Origin of the sequence: Cyclobacterium sp. 1_MG-2023 (assembly GCF_030546805.1) — a bacterium.
GTDB lineage: Bacteria > Bacteroidota > Bacteroidia > Cytophagales > Cyclobacteriaceae > Cyclobacterium.
Genome location: NZ_JAUOPC010000004.1, coordinates 482,531 through 500,908 on the forward strand (window position 1 = coordinate 482,531; position 18,378 = coordinate 500,908).

At 38.1% G+C, this 18,378-nt stretch carries 15 protein-coding genes; 6 read left to right on the forward strand and 9 right to left on the reverse strand.

Annotated features, from left to right (window positions below):
* Nucleotide 1: 1 nt before the first annotated feature.
* Nucleotides 2–544: a DinB family protein gene (locus Q4534_RS08580; RefSeq protein ID WP_303612756.1), complete on the reverse strand. Its 543-nt coding sequence runs from the start codon at nucleotides 542–544 to the stop codon at nucleotides 2–4.
* A 165-nt stretch (nucleotides 545–709) separates the two neighbouring features.
* On the opposite strand from Q4534_RS08580, the gene Q4534_RS08585 reads away from it, so the two are divergent.
* From Q4534_RS08585 to Q4534_RS08595, 3 genes are all read left to right on the forward strand, one after another.
* A complete protein-coding gene (locus Q4534_RS08585; protein ID WP_303612757.1) occupies nucleotides 710–2,077 on the forward strand; it encodes an exonuclease domain-containing protein in 1,368 nt (455 codons plus the stop codon).
* A 40-nt stretch (nucleotides 2,078–2,117) separates the two neighbouring features.
* Nucleotides 2,118–3,137, forward strand: a complete 1,020-nt coding sequence (gene mgrA / locus Q4534_RS08590) for an L-glyceraldehyde 3-phosphate reductase (protein ID WP_303612758.1) — start codon at nucleotides 2,118–2,120, stop codon at nucleotides 3,135–3,137.
* A 170-nt stretch (nucleotides 3,138–3,307) separates the two neighbouring features.
* Complete coding sequence (locus tag Q4534_RS08595) at nucleotides 3,308–4,105, forward strand: hypothetical protein (protein ID WP_303612759.1); 798 nt, start codon at nucleotides 3,308–3,310, stop codon at nucleotides 4,103–4,105.
* Nucleotides 4,106–4,264: 159 nt separating this feature from the next.
* Here the strand turns inward: Q4534_RS08595 and Q4534_RS08600 are convergent, their stop codons facing one another.
* The 6 genes from Q4534_RS08600 to Q4534_RS08625 form a co-directional block, all read right to left on the reverse strand.
* Complete coding sequence (locus Q4534_RS08600) at nucleotides 4,265–4,888, reverse strand: hypothetical protein (RefSeq protein ID WP_303612760.1); 624 nt, start codon at nucleotides 4,886–4,888, stop codon at nucleotides 4,265–4,267.
* Between the two features lie 47 nt (nucleotides 4,889–4,935).
* Nucleotides 4,936–5,634 carry an NAD-dependent deacylase gene (locus Q4534_RS08605; RefSeq protein ID WP_303612761.1) on the reverse strand — a complete coding sequence of 233 codons (699 nt, stop codon included), beginning with the start codon at nucleotides 5,632–5,634 and terminating at the stop codon, nucleotides 4,936–4,938.
* 13 nt (nucleotides 5,635–5,647) lie between these two features.
* The gene (locus tag Q4534_RS08610) at nucleotides 5,648–7,594 is read right to left on the reverse strand and encodes an OmpA family protein (protein ID WP_303612762.1); all 1,947 of its coding nucleotides are present in this window, start codon (nucleotides 7,592–7,594) and stop codon (nucleotides 5,648–5,650) included.
* Nucleotides 7,595–7,624: 30 nt separating this feature from the next.
* Nucleotides 7,625–8,785, reverse strand: coding sequence for a hypothetical protein (locus Q4534_RS08615; RefSeq protein WP_303612763.1), 1,161 nt, complete (start codon nucleotides 8,783–8,785; stop codon nucleotides 7,625–7,627).
* A gap of 476 nt (nucleotides 8,786–9,261) precedes the next feature.
* A complete protein-coding gene (locus Q4534_RS08620) occupies nucleotides 9,262–12,669 on the reverse strand; it encodes a DUF1080 domain-containing protein (RefSeq protein WP_303612764.1) in 3,408 nt (1,135 codons plus the stop codon).
* A 28-nt stretch (nucleotides 12,670–12,697) separates the two neighbouring features.
* The gene (locus Q4534_RS08625; protein ID WP_303612765.1) at nucleotides 12,698–13,963 is read right to left on the reverse strand and encodes a Gfo/Idh/MocA family oxidoreductase; all 1,266 of its coding nucleotides are present in this window, start codon (nucleotides 13,961–13,963) and stop codon (nucleotides 12,698–12,700) included.
* 169 nt (nucleotides 13,964–14,132) lie between these two features.
* On the opposite strand from Q4534_RS08625, the gene Q4534_RS08630 reads away from it, so the two are divergent.
* Nucleotides 14,133–14,366, forward strand: coding sequence for a hypothetical protein (locus Q4534_RS08630; protein WP_303612766.1), 234 nt, complete (start codon nucleotides 14,133–14,135; stop codon nucleotides 14,364–14,366).
* A gap of 13 nt (nucleotides 14,367–14,379) precedes the next feature.
* Nucleotides 14,380–14,619: a Rho termination factor gene (locus Q4534_RS08635; RefSeq protein WP_303612767.1), complete on the forward strand. Its 240-nt coding sequence runs from the start codon at nucleotides 14,380–14,382 to the stop codon at nucleotides 14,617–14,619.
* Between the two features lie 86 nt (nucleotides 14,620–14,705).
* Here the strand turns inward: Q4534_RS08635 and Q4534_RS08640 are convergent, their stop codons facing one another.
* Both Q4534_RS08640 and topA read right to left on the reverse strand, forming a co-directional pair.
* On the reverse strand, nucleotides 14,706–14,978 hold the full coding sequence (locus Q4534_RS08640; protein ID WP_303612768.1) for a hypothetical protein: 273 nt from the start codon (nucleotides 14,976–14,978) through the stop codon (nucleotides 14,706–14,708).
* A 374-nt stretch (nucleotides 14,979–15,352) separates the two neighbouring features.
* Entirely contained in the window at nucleotides 15,353–17,704 is a 2,352-nt protein-coding gene (topA, locus tag Q4534_RS08645; RefSeq protein WP_303612769.1) for a type I DNA topoisomerase, read from the reverse strand.
* A gap of 169 nt (nucleotides 17,705–17,873) precedes the next feature.
* Here topA and Q4534_RS08650 point away from each other — a divergent pair, with 169 nt between their 5' ends.
* The gene (locus tag Q4534_RS08650; RefSeq protein ID WP_303612770.1) at nucleotides 17,874–18,350 is read left to right on the forward strand and encodes a histidine phosphatase family protein; all 477 of its coding nucleotides are present in this window, start codon (nucleotides 17,874–17,876) and stop codon (nucleotides 18,348–18,350) included.
* Nucleotides 18,351–18,378 lie beyond the last annotated feature (28 nt).

Consider the following 18,378-nt stretch of genomic DNA (forward strand, 5'->3'; position numbering starts at 1 on the left):
TCTAGTTGCTTTTGAGTAGGTTTTTTATTTGAGACAAATGCCTTTTTTCATGAGCAAGGATAATATCAATGGCCGTATCCAAAGGGTATACAATCCATTTATTTGCGGGAGAGCTTATCATTATATTTGTTCCCAGAAATGGTTCTAATTTTTGAAAATAATTCGACAGTTGATCTTGTTGCTTAAAAAACTTTATTTTTAAATCATTGTTATGCAATTTGTCCGTTGGTTTCCATGAATTAAAAGTTTTAATTTTAGAAGACTTGTTCATGGAAGCAAGGATAATATCACCCATTTTTGAGCCATAAAAAGGGAGTTTTCCAATCAAAGGGGATTTGTATTGCTGTTGGATAATTTGGTCAAAAATAGGGAAATAAGAGGTGTTAACTAAAATTATATGCTGAACAATTTCCATAGGACTCCATTGATCGGGTCCCGGTTTAAGATTTAAGGTCGTAAGGTCAAAGTCTTCCAAAATCTTTTCATATTGCCAGGTAATTTCAGTTAATTCCATTTGCCAAGCATCTGCTTTTTCTTTAATCATTGTGAGCTATTGATAAGTTTTGAATAAAAAGATGACCTGAAGGAAATTGTTTACTTCATTCGATAGTTAAATATTTAATATTACAAATTTGACACCTTTAATTCAAGTGGAATTGAAAGGGAACAATTTTGTTTGTAGTAATGCTTTATTAACAAAAACCTATTTATGTACGCAATCGTTGACATTGAAACTACCGGAGGCTTTTCTGCAAATAATAGGATCATTGAGATTGCGGTGGTTTTTCATGATGGAGAGCAAATTACGGGCCAATTCGAGACCTTGCTTGATCCTGAGATGTCTGTTCCTGGCTTTATTACGGGCTTAACCGGCATAGATGCTCAAATGTTGGTGGAAGCGCCAAAATTTCCAGATATAGCAGAGAAGCTTTTTAATCTGTTGGAGGGTAAGGTCTTTGTGGCACATAATGTAGGGTTTGATTACAGCTTTGTGAAGCAGGCCTTTGAAAGAGAGGGGTTGGTGTACAAGCCCAAAAGACTCTGTACTGTCAGACTGAGTAGGAAGTTATTTCCAGGGCTAAAAAGTTACAGTCTGGGCCGATTGTGTGAATCAAGAGGAATTGTGGTGAATGACCGGCATAGAGCCATGGGGGATGCCTGGGCAACCTCTATCTTGTTTGGCCAGTTATTACAGGTTGATAAAGAAGGGCATATTGAACAGGCAATTAAGGGAAAACACAAGGCCTTAACCTTGCCTCCAAACATCAGCAAGGAAAAATTTAACGAGATCCCACAATCTACCGGCGTTTATTATTTCCATGATGCCAATGGTAAGGTGATTTATGTAGGAAAAGCTGTCAATATTCAAAGTAGATTCAACGGTCATTTTAGCGGGAAGGCCAAGCTGAATTTAAAAACTGAAATTTTTGATGTAAGCTATGAAATTACAGGGAGTGAATTGTTGGCCTTGTTATTGGAGGCTTTAGAAATCAAACGACTTTGGCCAAAATACAATCGATCACTTAAAGTGAAAGCCTTGTCTTGGGGTGTTTTTTCCTATACAGATAGGGAAGGGTACCTGCGGTTTCAGGTCAATAAGGTAGTGGCGGGCATCCGGCCCTTGGCCACCTTTACAAGTCATGCTTCTGCTTGGAAGTTTCTTCTTGATAAAAACGAAGAATTGAAGCTTTGTCCGAAACTTAATGGAATCCAAAAGAAAAATGGAGCTTGTTATGATTTTCAGTTGGGCGATTGTTCCGGTGCTTGTTGTGGAATGGAAGCTGCAGAAGATTATAACAAAAGGGCCAATGAAGTATTTGAAGGGGTAAAATTAGAAGGGGAGAAATTCCTTATAAAGGACCGAGGAAGAAATCATGAAGAAGAAGTAGCTTTACTCTTTGAGGATGGCTTTTTATCTGCCTATGGTTTTATAGATTTAAGCCAATCCTTTCAATCTCCCGAGGAAGTTGTTGAAGTTCTTAAGCCGGTTAAAAGAGTAATTGAAACCCGTTATCTGTTAAAATCCTACTGGGATAAAATCCCTGAAAAAAATATAATATATCTAGCCAATAGTTAATATCGGCCAATTTACAACCCATTAATAAAACGAATATTTTATGAAAATTAACGACAAAGAACCATTGCAGCCCTATGTGGCGGCTTCCTCAAGGTATGAAAAAATGAAATTCCGCAGGTGTGGGAAGAGTGGCTTGGATTTGCCTGCAATATCATTGGGTTTATGGCATAATTTCGGGCATAGCGATGATTTTAAGGTTGGCAGGGAGATTCTAAGAACTGCTTTTGATTTAGGAATTACTCATTTTGACCTTGCCAACAATTATGGCCCTCCTTATGGAGCCGCTGAAGAGAATTTTGGTAGAATTTTTAAGAAGGACTTTTTGCCTTATAGAGATGAGCTATTGATTTCCTCTAAAGCAGGTTGGGACATGTGGCCGGGGCCTTATGGCAATTTTGGCTCTAAAAAATATCTGGTTGCCAGCCTGAATCAGAGCCTGAAAAGAATGGGGTTGGATTATGTGGATATCTTCTATCACCACAGGCCTGATCCCGATACACCGATGGAAGAGACCATGGGGGCTTTGGATCTGCTCGTAAGACAGGGCAAAGCATTGTATGTTGGGATTTCCCAATACAACGCAGCAGATACAGCAAAGGCTTCAAAAATTTTAAATGAATTGGGTACCCCTTGCTTGATTCATCAGCCAAGGTATAATATGATGGACAGATGGGTAGAAGATGGACTTTTGAATGAGTTGGAAGATTCAGGGATAGGGTCTATTGCTTTTTCTCCACTGGAACAAGGGATTTTAACGGACAAATACTTGAACGGTTTTCCTGAAGATTCCAGAGCAGTTAAGGATGGGAGGTACCTGAAATCTGATGCCATAACCCCGGAAATATTGGACAAGGTAAAGGCTTTGAATGCTGTGGCAATCGAGAGGGGACAAACTTTGGCCCAAATGGCCATTGCCTGGCTGCTTAAAAGCCCAGCCATCACTTCAGTACTTGTTGGAGTGAGTAAAGCAAGCCAACTTTATGACAATGTGAAAAGTTTAGATAATTTGGAATTTTCTACAGAGGAGTTGAAAAATATTGAAGCCATTTTAAAGGATTAATAAAGAATTTTTCTTCAAATAGATCAATAATAAGCCCTAATAACTCGGAAGAGATTTTAGGGCTTTTTTGATTTCCAATAAATTTATTTTTACAGGTAAAAATAAATTATAATCGGTATATATTGTATTCTAATTTTTGTATATTGGCTAGGAACCCAAAATAATAAGGTATGAAAAAGCAATTAATTATTTGGATAATCTCCATGTTTGCAGTAGCCAATGTTTATGGACAAGATGAACAATTTTTAGTCTTGGAATTTATCAAGGTGGAGCCCAATAAAGTTCTGGATTATTTAGAATACAAAGAGTTTTTAACCAAGGTTTACGAACAGGAAAAGGAAGATGGCCACATCAAAGGCTGGGATTTCTGGTCACTACAATCAGGATCTGATTTGGAAGGTGAAAACTTTCAATATTTGACGGTCACTTATTACGACGATCCAGTTTCTATGATGAATGGAAACAAAATAGACCAATTGGTAAGTAGTGCCGTTCAAGCTTTTCCTGAACTGAGTGCCGAACAAGCAAAAAATAAAATAAGGTCATCTTTGGAAATGCGTGACCTGGCTGTCAGAAATTATATGATAGAAGTAGCCAGAACGGATGATAATTTCCAATATAAGCCCGGGATTTTGGCGACTTTTGATCTTATGAAGGCAGTGGAAGGAAAGTTTCAGGATTATGAAACCGCAGAGCAAGAAGTATTTCTTCCTCATCATCAGAAAAAAATCTCTAACGATTTAATGGAAGATTGGAGGTTTCTAAGAACTGCACTTCCTACGGGTAGTGAAGCAAAATCCACTCATCTGACCATGAATATTTACAGAGATTATATTCAGTTTTTTAACTCAATGGAGTTTGAAGACATGGAAATGACCGTTCAAGAGGAAGCAGCAATGCTGGAAGGCTTAAATTCCAGGGACCAGAAGTGGGTGTATTTGGCTACCTTGGATTCAGTGGTCAGGTAAAGTAATTGATTTGACCTTTTGATGGTTAGGTATGCGTTTTTATTGATAAAAAGGCTTGATTTCCAATAATCGGTACAAAGAACTAAAGATTGGCAAAGTCGAACTGGACTTTTGATTTGGATGGTTTTGGAGATGAAGGAGGGGTTGTAGGAGAAGCGTTTATGGATTGAATACAGGGTTTTTCCAACCCAATCTTTTGCATAGCAAAACCATCAAAAAGTTGACCCCCGTGTGGAAGACAACAAGCAGGAATATGGCCAATAGAGGAACCCCAAATACCTGAAAAGGCCAAGAATAGGTCCAAACTCCTAAATTAATGGTGATGATTTCCCCGTAAGTAGGGAAAATCATTGCCACAATTATGGATAGGATGATTTTTGTGGACACTTTAGAAACGGCTAAAACCCTAAATAAATCTTTTTCTAACTGGTAAATATAGGTGAAGGCCAAGGCCCAGGCAAAGGGAAGCCAATAGGGAAAGTTACGACTGAAAGGAAGGTCATGGTATTCCCAATATCCATAATAGATCCCCCACAATTCACAGCAAACCCCGAAGACTCCTCCCAAAAGAGTGCCTGTTAGAAATACCATCTTATCCTCGGCATTGCGTTTCCATCTCTTTACTATGGAGTAAATAAGGTAAATGGCGAGCAATAGACCTATCCAAAAATCATAAGCATGGAAAAAACCAATTAGCAAACCTGCCAAAGTTAATTTTACAATACTTTTGATGAGCACCCTGGAAATTTCTGAAGTTGCTTTGCTGCTGTATTCTGTGTCCAATGGATTGGTTTTAAAAGTGAAAGGCAAAACTATAAAATATATATTTATTAGTCCCCAAAATTCCAACTTTTCAAAATATTTTCCATTTTTAGGACCCCGGTACTGGCTTTTTCTTCAATACAAGTGATTCCTTTTCTTGCACTTAGATGAGGGATTTTTAAATCAATAACGATTTTTAAGATTTCCTCGGGGGCATAATCAATCAGTCCGGCTGCGGGATACACCAGCATTGACGTTCCAATGATAATCAAGGCATCTGCTTTTGCCACTGCTTCGATGGCCTCACTCATTTTTGGGACAGGTTCCCCAAACCAAACGATATAGGGGCGCAACTGACTTCCTTTTTCACAGCTGTCTCCTAATTTTAGCTCCCAACCCTCCATATTGTAAATAAGATTTGGGTCTAGGGTGCTCTGTGATTTAAATAGCTCACCATGTAAGTGGATTACCTTGGAAGAACCTGCGGCCTCATGAAGATTGTCCACATTTTGAGTGATTATGGTTAGCTCATAATTTTCTTCCAGCTCAGCTAATTTCAGGTGGGCCTTATTGGGTTTGGCTGCAAGACATGCTTTTCTTCTTAAATTGTAAAATTCAAGCACTTTTTCCTTGTCTTTTTCCCAACCCTCAGGCGAGGCCACTTCCATGATATCATGTCCTTCCCATAGTCCATTGTCATCACGGAAAGTTCTTATGCCACTTTCTGCTGAAATTCCTGCGCCAGTCAATACAACAATTTTTTTCATTTGTATACCTTTTTCAATAGATTACCTGAACTTCTACTTTCCTGTCTTTAGGACGAGAGGATTGGTAACTTCCTCGTATTAATAGTGCACCGGGTTGTCTGCTAATTCTTACGGAAGCTACCCCAAATTGATTCGTTAGTATTTCTTCAACAGCCAAGGCTCGCTTTTCAATAAGAGCAATATTGTAGGCCATACTCCCGGTATTGTCTGCAAATGCTTTAACCAGTAATTTTGCATTGTCATATAAATCAAGCATTTTAATTAAAGGTATAAGTTTTAATACTTCTTTCTCTGATATTATGCTTTTATTGGATTCAAAGAATATTTCAGTATATAGGCCATTTTCTATTAAGGTGGGTTTTTCTTTACCCGAATTTAGAAACTGTAGACTAATTCCTTGAAATGGTGCAGGTGTTTCAAATTTAAATTTTTTATCAACTATATATGGTCTATGAGTAGGTTTAAACCCTGAATTGATGGAATCCATTTGAATACTGTCTAAAGGTAAGAAAGTGCTACTTTCAGTGGTCAAGGTTGAATCAATACCCATCGAATCTCCAATGTTCGCTGGTTGGTTGACAAAAGTAGAATGCCGATTGTAATAAGGTAGGAAATAGGGGAAATTAGAATTATTTACTTGTCCATCAGAAGGATCTACTATGAACCTTTCATTTACTTGAGGGTACATCTGTTCTTCTATTTTGTTGACAGAGTAAGGAGAATATATTGTCCCTCTTTCTTGAGCATAAACTATTTCGGAATCATTTATTCGTTCAGGGTATTGCCAAATCATTAACCTATCCGTTCTTTTTTTAATTTCTTTTCTTCGAAAATTAAGCGTTGAAAAGTTATTAATTGAATCCATTGCTATTTGTGCAGGAATTTCTTGAGTAGTGTTAACCTTGGGCAATGTTTTTCTATCAGTAGCATAAATTGTTTCATTAATTTGCTCCAAGGGGTTAATAACCAGGCTTGATGTTGATGTGATTTTTGAAGAATCCCTTTCTGTATATCCATCATTTATAGTCTGAGGTAATCCAATAAATGTTGAGGATGGACTTATGGGGTTGGCTCTAAATGTGTCTTTTGCGGGTAAAAAACTAATTTTAAGTCCAAATTGATGATTAAAGAACCAATCCTTGTTGGTTTGGAGGTCACCTCTGACATTTCTGTCAGCTGAACTTGTGCCAATTCCGGGATAGGCGGCATATTCTTGAAATTCATTTAGGAAGGTTGTTATGGCGGATCCATCAACGTCATCGATAAAATCGGTGTTGGTTCTTTTTATATCAGATTGAAAATAAACTTCAACTTGCCTGGTTAGCTTTACCCTAAAGCCGATGCCCGCAGCTAAGTAGTAGGTGTTTTCATTATAGCCATTATTACTAGAAGCTTGAAGTTTGACCAGATCTGTTTCAAAGTCTCCATCAGTGAGGGGAAGGTTTTGTGAATAATCGTATCGGTTTCCATTTACATCCAATAGGTCTCCTTTGGGTTTAAACGCTAACCATCCCCCATGAAAAGAAAGGTAAGGGGCCACTAAGGCATTTTCCCGTAATATTTTCCCGTTGTCGGTTCTGAATATTAAGCCTAAACCAATATCTCTAATACATGTTTTGAAATTTAAAGACCTATAAAAGTTGGGGGAATTAGTTATCAAAACATCTTTATTGTCAACAAATCTATCACTCATCGACAAAGTATATTGGCCACCGTTGAGAAGCAATCCCCAACTCGCATTTATCCTTTGTTCGATTGACAAAGAAATGGAAGGGGATAGGTTATAATTGTTATTATAAGAATAAACTTTTCCCATAGCATCCCAATCGGGAAATTCATCAAACCGATAATGACTAATATCTCCGTAATAATTGGAATAGCCAATCCCTGTGCCAATCCGAAGCTTATATGGATTCAGTTGGGCGAGGAGATCTGTTGATTGATACAGGAGTAAACTCAAGCAAATTAACAAGGTTTTAAACATAGCATTTCACCTTTTAAGCCCTAACCAAATATGAAATTCTGCACTGAAACCGACAAATGGATATAAAGTGACATCCTCAAAACGGTTATTGATTTCAGTTGAAGTTAATACAGCCCCGGCATTAAAGCGTAAAATTCTAAAAAGACTATATCCAAGCCCAATATAACTTGGTCTCCCAATAAGTGGGCCACTGATTTCAGCTTGCTTTGCATCGGTCATATTGGAAAAGAAAACCCCCGTTGAGACTGATGCATTACCTAGTATTTTGGTAAAGTTTTTATTTCCTAGAGGCATTGAAATCCCGGCAAAAGCAGAGGTGCCATAATCAAGATCATTGAAACCTCCCCCGAAATAAGTCCCCGCATAACCAATATTGATAGGCAAATAATGCGGTTTTTTCTCTGTTGGATAGTTATCTATTTCGCGAATGTCTACAAGCATAAGTAAGTTTGAACGAAGGTATTGGTTGGTTTCTGCTTTTGTAAGGTTTATCAGTTGGTCGATAACTTGTTTCGCATAATAGGCGTTATCGGAACCCATAGTTTTGTCGCTTTTGTTTAATAAATTAAACTTTGAATTTTTTAATTTTATATTATTAATTTGTTCAATTTTTTGTTTAACTATATCACTAAAACCATTGAATTCTTGGTCTAGTTGGTGCGAATAATTGCTAAGTCCTTGGTTGACTATTTCATTCAATTGCATCAACATGGCTTTTTGACTGACCAATGCTTTAATCTCCTTTTTGTTGACCACAAAGTTTGCATTTAGATAAGTTTGCAAATTTTCATGGATGGCTTCTCTCACCGCCTTCATTTCTGTGGTATCAGTAGAATTGAAATAATAAAATTTAAGGGAATAATTTTCATTACTTCGAAGTGGGTAAGCGACGTAAATTTCAAAATCAGATGGATTACTTTGGTAGGCTGCTTTCCAAATATAATTTTCTGCTGAACTCACTTTTTTACTTGCCTTGAAAATTTTCAATTCAACTCTCCTTATACCTGAAGGTATAACACCTTCAATTAAAAACCTCTCTTCAGAAGGAAGTGGCAAACCGGCGTTGATTTGATTTTTTTCAGGAGAAAAGCTCACCGATTTTATTTGACCGAATACCTCAAAAGGTAGAATCAAAATGAAACAAAGGATAAATATATTTCTTATCATATTATGAATTTATATAGGGCCTATGAAAATAATTATTTTAAAAATTTATTTTTTATACAATAAAATTTTAAAAAAATTAGTTATTATAGATTAATCTATAATCATGCCAGATTTTTGCGTAACATTTAGTTTATAGAGTGTGCTTACTAAAACTTAATTCTGCAATCGAGCTACTATAGCAAAATGATATTGCTTCAAGGTTAGCCTTGGTTGTAATTTTTACGCTACTTTAGGGATAAACGGATCCACTACAATCGCACTTCACCTCAATTTCCTAATAGTCTATACCTAGCTCAGGCCAAAGCTTATGACAGTCGTTTTAAAACCTATTTCCTATTTGAGATTAGTCTTTATAGCTGTAAAAAATTTTCTTGATAAGAATATAAATAAAAAAAGAGAGGCTTTTGAATGCCTCTCTTTTAATAAATTCCTGAAAAATGATGTACCTAATACTATTAAATAGCATAGGAATATACTTATAACTCTTTCACACGGATATTTTTGAAATACAAGATATCACCATGTCCAAGGAATCCAATATGTCCTTTTTTATTGGAAAGTCCAGGATGCTCTCTTTTGTCTAAGGTGCCGTTTTCACGTGCATCAGATATATCCACATCTAAGGTTTTAGTGCCATTTAAGATTACCTGAATCCTGTCACCTTTGACAATCACTTCCTGATAATTCCATTCTCCAACAGGTTTAAGATGTCCTTTTTTGGCAGCACTTACCCCATATAATGAACCATGGTACTGGTAAGGTTTAAGCTTGCTATAAATTTCGGCAGTATCATCCAGGATCTGAAGTTCCATGCCTGCATAGGCAGCATCGCCTTTTAAAGGCGCCCTGATGCCTAAACCGTTGTTGGCACCCGGAGTTAATTTAAACTCAAACCTAAATTCGAAATCTTCAAACTCATCTTCAGTCATTAAGTTTCCGCTTCCACCTCTTCCGGGATTGATGGCCAAAACGCCATTTTCTATAAAGTAATCTGTTTTATTGCCTGTCCATTTGTCTAGGTTTGTCCCGTCAAATAAAACTTCAAACCCATCATTTTTCTCTTGCTCACTTAGTTCAAATTTTGGAGCACCTATCAGTTCTTTGATATAAATGTCTCTGTAGGCAACATAGGTGCCATGGGCTTGCAATTCAATTTGCCCTGTAGGGAAAATAGGCATGGATCTGTCCCAGAAATTTTCCAAAGTAACATCATCTACTACCAACTCACCATTCAAATAGACGGTGACTTTTTCACCTTTCATAATGATATGGAAAGTATTCCATTCGCCAACAGGGTTGTCAGCAACTTTTAAAGGTTTGCTAGGATTCTTTTTGTTGTTGTACAAACCTCCTGATCCTACTTCTGCACCCACATTGGTTCTTGCAATATCCCATATCTGAACTTGTGGCGTACCTCTCAAATAGATGCCCGCATCTCCATCAGGAGTGATTTTCCAATCTACCAACATTTCAAAATCTCCATATTCTTTTACTGCTGCAATATTTTGACCTTTACCGGTAAAAACCAATAAGCCATCCTCTGCTACCCATCCTTCTTTCATGGTCTCGTCAGCTTTGGCTTGCTCTTTTTTAAAGGTCCTTTCGTTCATTTCAGCCCTTTTAATAGGGTTACTGAAAACGCCTTTCCATCCATCTAGATTTTTCTCATTAAATAGACTGTAAAAACCTTCGGTTTTTGGCATCTCATCCAAGAACTTCTTTAGCGATGTTTTATAATATTGGCTGTCCTGACCGCTGATTACTTCTATGGTGCGTTCCACAATTGACCTAACCTTTGTTCCATATAGATTATCATTGTTCAAGACAATTTTCATTACAGCTCTGGCAGCTGCTTGCTGGTAAGCAGGTTTTTCCTGATACTTGCCGGCAACAAGTAATGCCTGGAAGGTAGGGTAATTGCCAAGTTGTCTCAATATAGCCTGTACATTTTCTTGGCTTTTTGCCAATGCCAAAGCATCCCTTAACATCAATACTTTTTGTTCCTTGGCTCCCTCCGTTGAAGGAACTAACCTGATAAAGCCTGAAAGGGCATCATCCATCATTTCGTCGGTGCTTGCATTTCTGGCGATATGCAATAAAGGAACGGTGGCTGCAGGGTCTTCTGATTGGTTCAATGCACCAACTACAGCTTGTTTTTGTTTTACATTTCCGGTTTCGTAAATGTCTTGAAGCTTATCCAAGGCTTCTTTTCCTCCGGTCTTAGCCAAAACCTTGTATATGTATCCCTGTTTGTCTAAGAGTAGGGTAGGCAATAAGTCCATGGCCCATTTTGTTTCAGCTTTTAGGTCCCTTTTTTGGGCATTTGCAACAATAATAGCCTCTTGGATCTTCTCTAGGTCATCTGAATTGCTTTCTGTTTTTAGTAAACTTACCAATTGGGTAAGATCATCTGGCGTAGCCATCGATGCAAGCGCTGTTAATGCTGCTGACTTTACATTTGAATTGCCATTTGATACAGCCCCGAAGACAACATCAATTTGATCTTCTGCAGCTCTGGATGCCAAAAGGCCTAGCAATTTTACTTTAAGTTCATTGTCTGCATCTGAAACTCTTTTGGCGATTTCAGCTGTGACATTGTCACCTTTCATTGTCTGCAGAGCCGTTATCAATTGGGCTTGATCCGATTCATCAGCAGCTGCCAAAAGATTTAATATTTCGGTTAAAGCCAAATTGTCTCCGGCGGTAACCACAGAAGCAATGGCAGCCTGACGAATCTTTTCATTCGGACTTGAGAGGTAAGGCAAAATGACCTGTGCAACAGCCTCGTTATTGACTTTACCCATTCTTTGAAGAATGGCAGCTACACTTTCCTCAGAAGCTTTTCCCAATGCTTTTTTCCAATCATCCAATCCTTGGATCAACTGTTCGTTGCTAAGGTAATGCAAGGCAGTACCTCTGTATCTAAACTCATCTGAATGGGCTGCTTTGATGATTCTTTTATTTGATTTGAGTGGGTCAAATTTCACTAGCAAATCCAATGCTCCGGCCTTAGTATGATAATGTTCAGTTACATTGGTAGACTTATCAAGCTTTTTGGCCAGTTTAAGCGCCAGCTTTTGATTGCCTGCTTCTCCTAAATTGTCAATATACCTTAAGTATTGGGCTGCAGCATTGGTAGATTCAAATGTGAAACCTGCCTCTTTAGCCGCCGCATACAAGAGGTCAGCACTAGCAGGGGAAGCGATGCTAGCCAAAGCGTAGATGGCTACCCTTCTAAGTTCAGGTTGGTTGCTATTGACGTAGGGAGCAATAATTTCGGAAGCTTTATTGGCACCAATATCACCTAATGCTTCAATAAAATTCGCCTTTTGTGCATCAACTGTAGATGCTTCTAACGCAGCAATCAATGCTGCTGCTGCCCCAGTGGAACCAACGTTTGCCAGAACTCTGGAGGCAGTTCCAGAAAGTCTGTCATCGGTCAAATAAGGTTCAATATTAGCTACATTTTCATCTTTGGCAATGAACTTTATTTGCTTCAAAACAAAATTTTGTGCTTCAGGGTCATCCAACTGGTTAATGGCAGCAATATAAGCGGCTACAGCCATATTGGCTAAGTCTTCCTTACCATCTTTGCTTGCATAAAAAGCAAATCCCGCCAAGGCATATTCTATTTTTTCATTGTTTACGCCCGGTTTTTGCATTAAGGCCATTTCGGTAATGCCATTGGCGCCAAGTGCTTCCATTTGTTTCATGGCAGCTTCTAAATTACCGGCATTTTCAGCAGGAAACCGGTTCAGTAAATCTGCAATTTTTGTAGCGGTGGTTCTTCCCGCATCGAGTTGATTTTGCGCTTGACTTATAAAGACTTGGCCTATTAAAAGACAAAGAACAAAAGTCATTTTCTTTATAAAATATTTTTCCATAATTCTGGGTATTCCTTTAATGTTTTAATTAAATGGTATAGGGTGCTCTCATGGGCTGATCTATAAGTCTATTTGCCCCTTCATCATTAATAAACGCTAATTTCACAGGGTCAAAATGTAAATCTCTATTCAGCCTCAAAGCTGCCAATCCCATATTTACAAGGGTACAAGAACGGAACCCATTTTGCTCGTTCAATGCAAATTTCTTTCTGTTTTTAACTGCATCGACAAAGTCTGTCACTTGTGGGGCAGGTTCTGGGAATTGAGCCAGTTTTCTTTCAAGATTGGGTATGTCAGATTTAAATCCTCTATATAAATTCCCTTCAGGCCCCTCGATATAAGGTGCCTCAGTGGTCCCTTCCCCATCCAATATTATTTGGCAACCATCTTCATAGGTATAAGTGATCTTTCTCCAGGTACCTACGGCTTCCGGATGCTGTTGTGGAGCGTCAACTTCCACTTTTACCGGGCTTGTTTCATCCTTACCCAAGAAATATTGTACCGGATCCAGGTAATGCTGTCCCATGTCTCCTAGTCCACCTCCATCGTAATCCCAATAACCTCTAAAAGTACCATGCGTTCTGTGTTCATTGTATGGTTTGTAAGGCGCAGGGCCCAGCCACCTGTCATAATCCAATTCCTTAGGTATTGGCATTTCATTTAAGCCGGTTTTTCCAACCCAGTAAAATTTCCAGTCAAAACCGGTTAGTTTACCCACAGTTACTTTTAAAGGCCAACCCAGCATTCCTGAGTCTACCAATTTCTTTATATTTTTAACCTCAGTATTCATTCCGTAGAAATTGCTATCGAAGCGAAACCAAGTATTTAACCTAAATACATTTCCATGTTGCTTGACGGCTTCCATGACTTTTTTTCCTTCACCAATAGTTCTGGTCATTGGTTTCTCACACCATATATCTTTCCCTTCCCTTGCAGCATCTGCAGCCATGATACCATGCCAATGTGGAGGAGTGGCAATGTGAACTATGTCCACTTCAGGGAGTTGAATCAGGTCCCTATAATCAGCAAAAGTTTTGACAGTTTTACCTAAAGTTTCTTGAGCAATAGCTATGTGGCGGGTGTCCACATCACAAATTGCAACAGTTTTGGTTCCGGCATAATCAAAATGTCCTCTCCCCATACCGCCTACACCAATGATGCCTTTCGTCAAATGATCACTTGGGGCCAGGTGTCCTTTTCCCAAAACGTGTCGGGGTACAATACTTATACCTCCTAGCGCCAAAAGGCTACCTTTTAGGAAGCTTCTTCTGGAATTTTTTAAGTTACTGCTCATATCTTTTTAAAATTTTTCTGAACTAATGATCCGTGAATATATTTCCTTGTAAAAGGATAAACAAGTAAAAATGGATTTAGGGTAAAATTTTTCTGTGAAAATATATGTCAAAATCAATTTGGAATGGTTTTGGTTATAATTTACATATAATTAAGCAAAAAAGACTAAGATGAAAAATACAAAAGAAAGTAGAAAAGAGGAAGATTTTCAGGACAACAGCTTTCTAGATGCCCAGGAAGAGGCGCAAGATGGAAAGGCCGGAAAAAAAGCAGCAGAAGAGAATGATGTAACGAAGTCAAGTCAAGTCGCTAAGGATGCTTTAAGAAGAGCAAAAAATGCGAGCAAAGATGTAACCATTGAGAGTGAACAATACAGAAGAGACAAAAGTGAAAACAATGAGTAAATCAGATAACAAAATGAAAAGAATAAAAAATGAAGCGCAATATGAAGCGCTCAGAGACCAAGGGTACAGCAAAGAAAAATCAGCGAGAATAGCCAATTCTCCTGATAGCAAGACCGGTAAAAAAGGGGGGAAAGCTTCTCCATATGAAGAATGGACGAGAGATGAACTGTATCAGAAAACGAAAGAGATAGGAATGGAGGGCGTTAGCCAATTGAATAAGAAAGAATTGATAGAAAAATTAAGAAATCACTAAACTAGGTTCCACCTTAGTTTAGTGATTATTAACAGTTAAATCTCAAATATATTGGAGAGGTGGCCCTAACTCAGGTGGTATCTTTTTTAATTATCCCTCTTATTTTTTTTAGCCCTTCTCCAAAAGAAAAACAGAATAAGTACTATTATTGGTAAAATAATAAAGATAATTAAATCACTGGTCTTAGAGGGATCCACAGGGTCTGTAGGCTTAGGAAGCCCTTTTTGAATTTGTGCCAGAAGCGGAAAAGGAAATAACGCAACAAAGGTTAAGGTTAATAACTGTAGATAACTAACTACTGAATGTACCTTGTGCTTATTCTTTGTTCTTATCTTTGTTCTTAGAAATAAATTTTTCATTTTAAACATGTTTTTATAATGATTATTTGTTTCAATTGCCTTAAGCTACGCCAAAGTTTTACAAGGTTGTTTGTGATTTGGGGAGAAAAGAAATAGCAATTATTCAAATGTTTGGCATTGCCAAGATAAAGGCCATTTAAACTCTTTTAGGCCTGTCAATAGCTATCCCCTAAAAATTCACAAATACCTTACGGCAAATATCTCTGTCTATTTACCACCGGTTTGTAAACTAAGTAGCTCTGCTAGAATAAACTGCAAATAACAGGCCAACTGTAAAAAGTTAAATTAGATTAGGCCTTAATATCTTTCTTGGTTAAGAAAAATAATTTTAAGACAAAAAAAAGAGGCAGAAATTAAACTGCCTCTATCATTGATTATTTTTTTGCTTTCTTTTTCGCCGGCGCTTTTTTTGCGGCTGCTTTTTTAGGTTTGGCCTTTTTGGCATCCCCTTGTGTTTCAATTAGCTTCATCACTTCTTCATAAGTCAAAGATTCAGCCTCTTTGTCTTTTGGGATCTTAAAATTGCTTTTGCCCATTTTGATATAAGGCCCCCATCTACCATTGAGTACCTGAATGTCAGGGTTTTCGTCAAAGGATTTGATGTGCTTTTTGGCATCAGCCTCCCTCTTGTCTTTGATTAACTGTATGGCTTCATCTAAAGTGACAGATAGCGGATCGTATTCTTTGCCTAAAGAAACAAATTTGCTGTCATGCCTGATGTAAGGTCCAAAACGCCCAATGGCTGCCACAACTTTTTTATCTTCAAATGTACCTAAATCCCTCGGTAGCTTAAACAGCTCCAATGCATCCTCTAAGGTTATGCTTTCGATAAACTGTCCTTTTCGAAGGCTGGCAAACTTTTTCTCTTCATCTTCTGCATCACCAATCTGAACAAGAGGACCAAATTTCCCTAGTCTCGCAATAACAACTTTACCTGATTTGGGGTCGACCCCTAATTCTTTGCTTGAGTTAACATCAGTTCGCTTGATGTTTTCTGTAAGCTCAACCTTTGAATGGAAGTTTCCATAAAAATTTTGAATCATCTCTTCCCAAGGTTGATCACCTTGAGCAATATGGTCAAACTCCTTTTCGACTTTTGCTGTAAAAGAAAAGTCAATCACATTTGGAAAATGCTCCACTAGAAAATCATTGACCACCATGGCAATATTTGTAGGAAACAATTTGTTCTTTTCCGTTCCTGTGGTTTCAGTTTTTTCTGCTTCTTTGAATTGACCATCACCTATGGTCATTTCAATGTATTTTCTTTGAACACCATCTCTGGATTCCTTCACCACATAATTTCTTTTCTGCACTGTAGAAATTGTGGGTGCATAGGTAGAAGGCCTTCCTATGCCCATCTCCTCTAATTTTTTTACTAGGGATGCTTCTGTATACCTCGCCGGTGGACGAGTGAAAGACTGGCGCCCTTTCATTTCGATTAGCTGTAAAACTTGTCCTACTGTCAGTGGAGGTAATAATCCTTTTCCTGTTGTTTCTTCTTCCTCCTCATCATCAGTGCTTTCAAGGTAGACCTTTAAGAATCCTTGAAATTTAATTACTTCTCCACTTGCACTTAATGTTTGGTCTACATTTGATATGGCTATGCTAACATTTGTTTTTTCAAGTTGTGCATCTGCCATTTGAGAAGCAATGGATCGCTTCCAAATCAATTCATACAAGCGCTGCTCATTCCTGTCCTTACCGGCATCATGTTCGGCAAAAGAGGTAGGCCTAATGGCTTCGTGGGCTTCTTGTGCCCCTTCAGATTTTGATTTAAATTTTCTCTTTTTATGATATTCATCCCCATAAGCCGACTTTATCTCTTTTTCTGCATCCTTTAATGCATCATCAGATAAATTAAGGCTATCCGTCCTCATGTAGGTAATTTTACCTGACTCATATAGCTTCTGGGCAATATTCATTGTCTGGGCCACAGAGAAATATAACTTCCTACTGGCTTCCTGTTGCAATGTGGAGGTTGTAAAGGGGGGCGCCGGACTTTTCTTTGCCGGTTTCGTTTCGAGAGATTTTATAGAAAAGTCAGCTTCTAAGCATTTTTTCAAAAATTCCTCTGCCTCTCCCTTGCTCTGGAATTTCTTTGGCAATTCTGCCTGCAGGGTTTTACCTTCTACATCGAAAAGGGCTGTTATTTTAAAAGATACCGTAGGTTTAAATTTATCAATCTCCCGCTCCCTGTCCACAATGAAACGAACGGCTACAGATTGTACCCTACCTGCGGAAAGCCCTGCTTTTATTTTTTTCCATAGTACCGGAGAAAGCTCAAAACCAACAAGTCGGTCGAGAATTCTTCTTGCCTGCTGTGCATTTACCAAATCATAATCGATGCTTCTTGGACTTTCTAAAGCCTTGGTAATGGCAGATTTGGTGATTTCCCTGAAAACGATCCTTTTTGTATTTTCATCTTTTAATTTAAGTACCTCTTTTAAATGCCAAGAAATAGCTTCTCCTTCACGGTCATCATCACTTGCTAGGTATACAGTGTCTGCACCCTTTACTAATTTTTTAAGTTCTTTAATTACTTCCTTTTTGTCCGAAGTTACCTCATAAGTAGGTTGGAACTTGTTTTTGATATCTATGGCATTTTCACCCTTAGGGAGATCTCTTACATGCCCGTAGCTGGAGGTGACTTTAAAGTCTTTCCCTAGATAACCTTCTATTGTCTTGGCCTTTGCAGGAGACTCCACTATGACTAAATTCTTTGGCATGGTTAATTTCTTTAAAGATAAAAATGAATGGAACCAGGTTAATTCCCATAATTCAAGTCCTAAAAATAGATGTCATATTATTCTCTTCCAAATATTCATTCAAAGCAATTTTTATTGCCGACAAAATTTCCACATATTTATTTTTAATTTTGAAGTTTAATTGAAGTACATGGCTAAGGAATTATTGTTGGTGCGACATGGGATTACAGAGGCTCCAGGTTTTGATAAAAAAGACTTGAAAAGGGACCTTATACAGCCCGGAATTGATCAATTGGAAAGGTTGTCTAAGCTTTTGAAAGCAAATGGACAGGTTTGTGACCATATGGTCTATAGCCCTGCAAACAGGTGCAGGCAAACGGCGCAGATTCTTTCATCAGCTGTGGGCGTAAGCAAATCCACAGTAGTTAATGAAATATATCAAGCCGGACACGGAGACTTATTGCAGGTTTTAAATAACATTGATAATGGAGATGCGCATGTAATGATGGTGGGACATAATCCGGGTGTGAGCCATTTGGCTGCCTTTCTTACCGGTGAAGACCACCTGCTTTTTTCTCCCGGGATGATGGTTAGAATAGCCTTTTACCTAGAAGAATGGCAGCATATTTCAAAAAGTAGTGGCGTTCTTGTTGAAGTTCTGCAATAAACAATGCCTAGAAATTTTTATCAAGCAC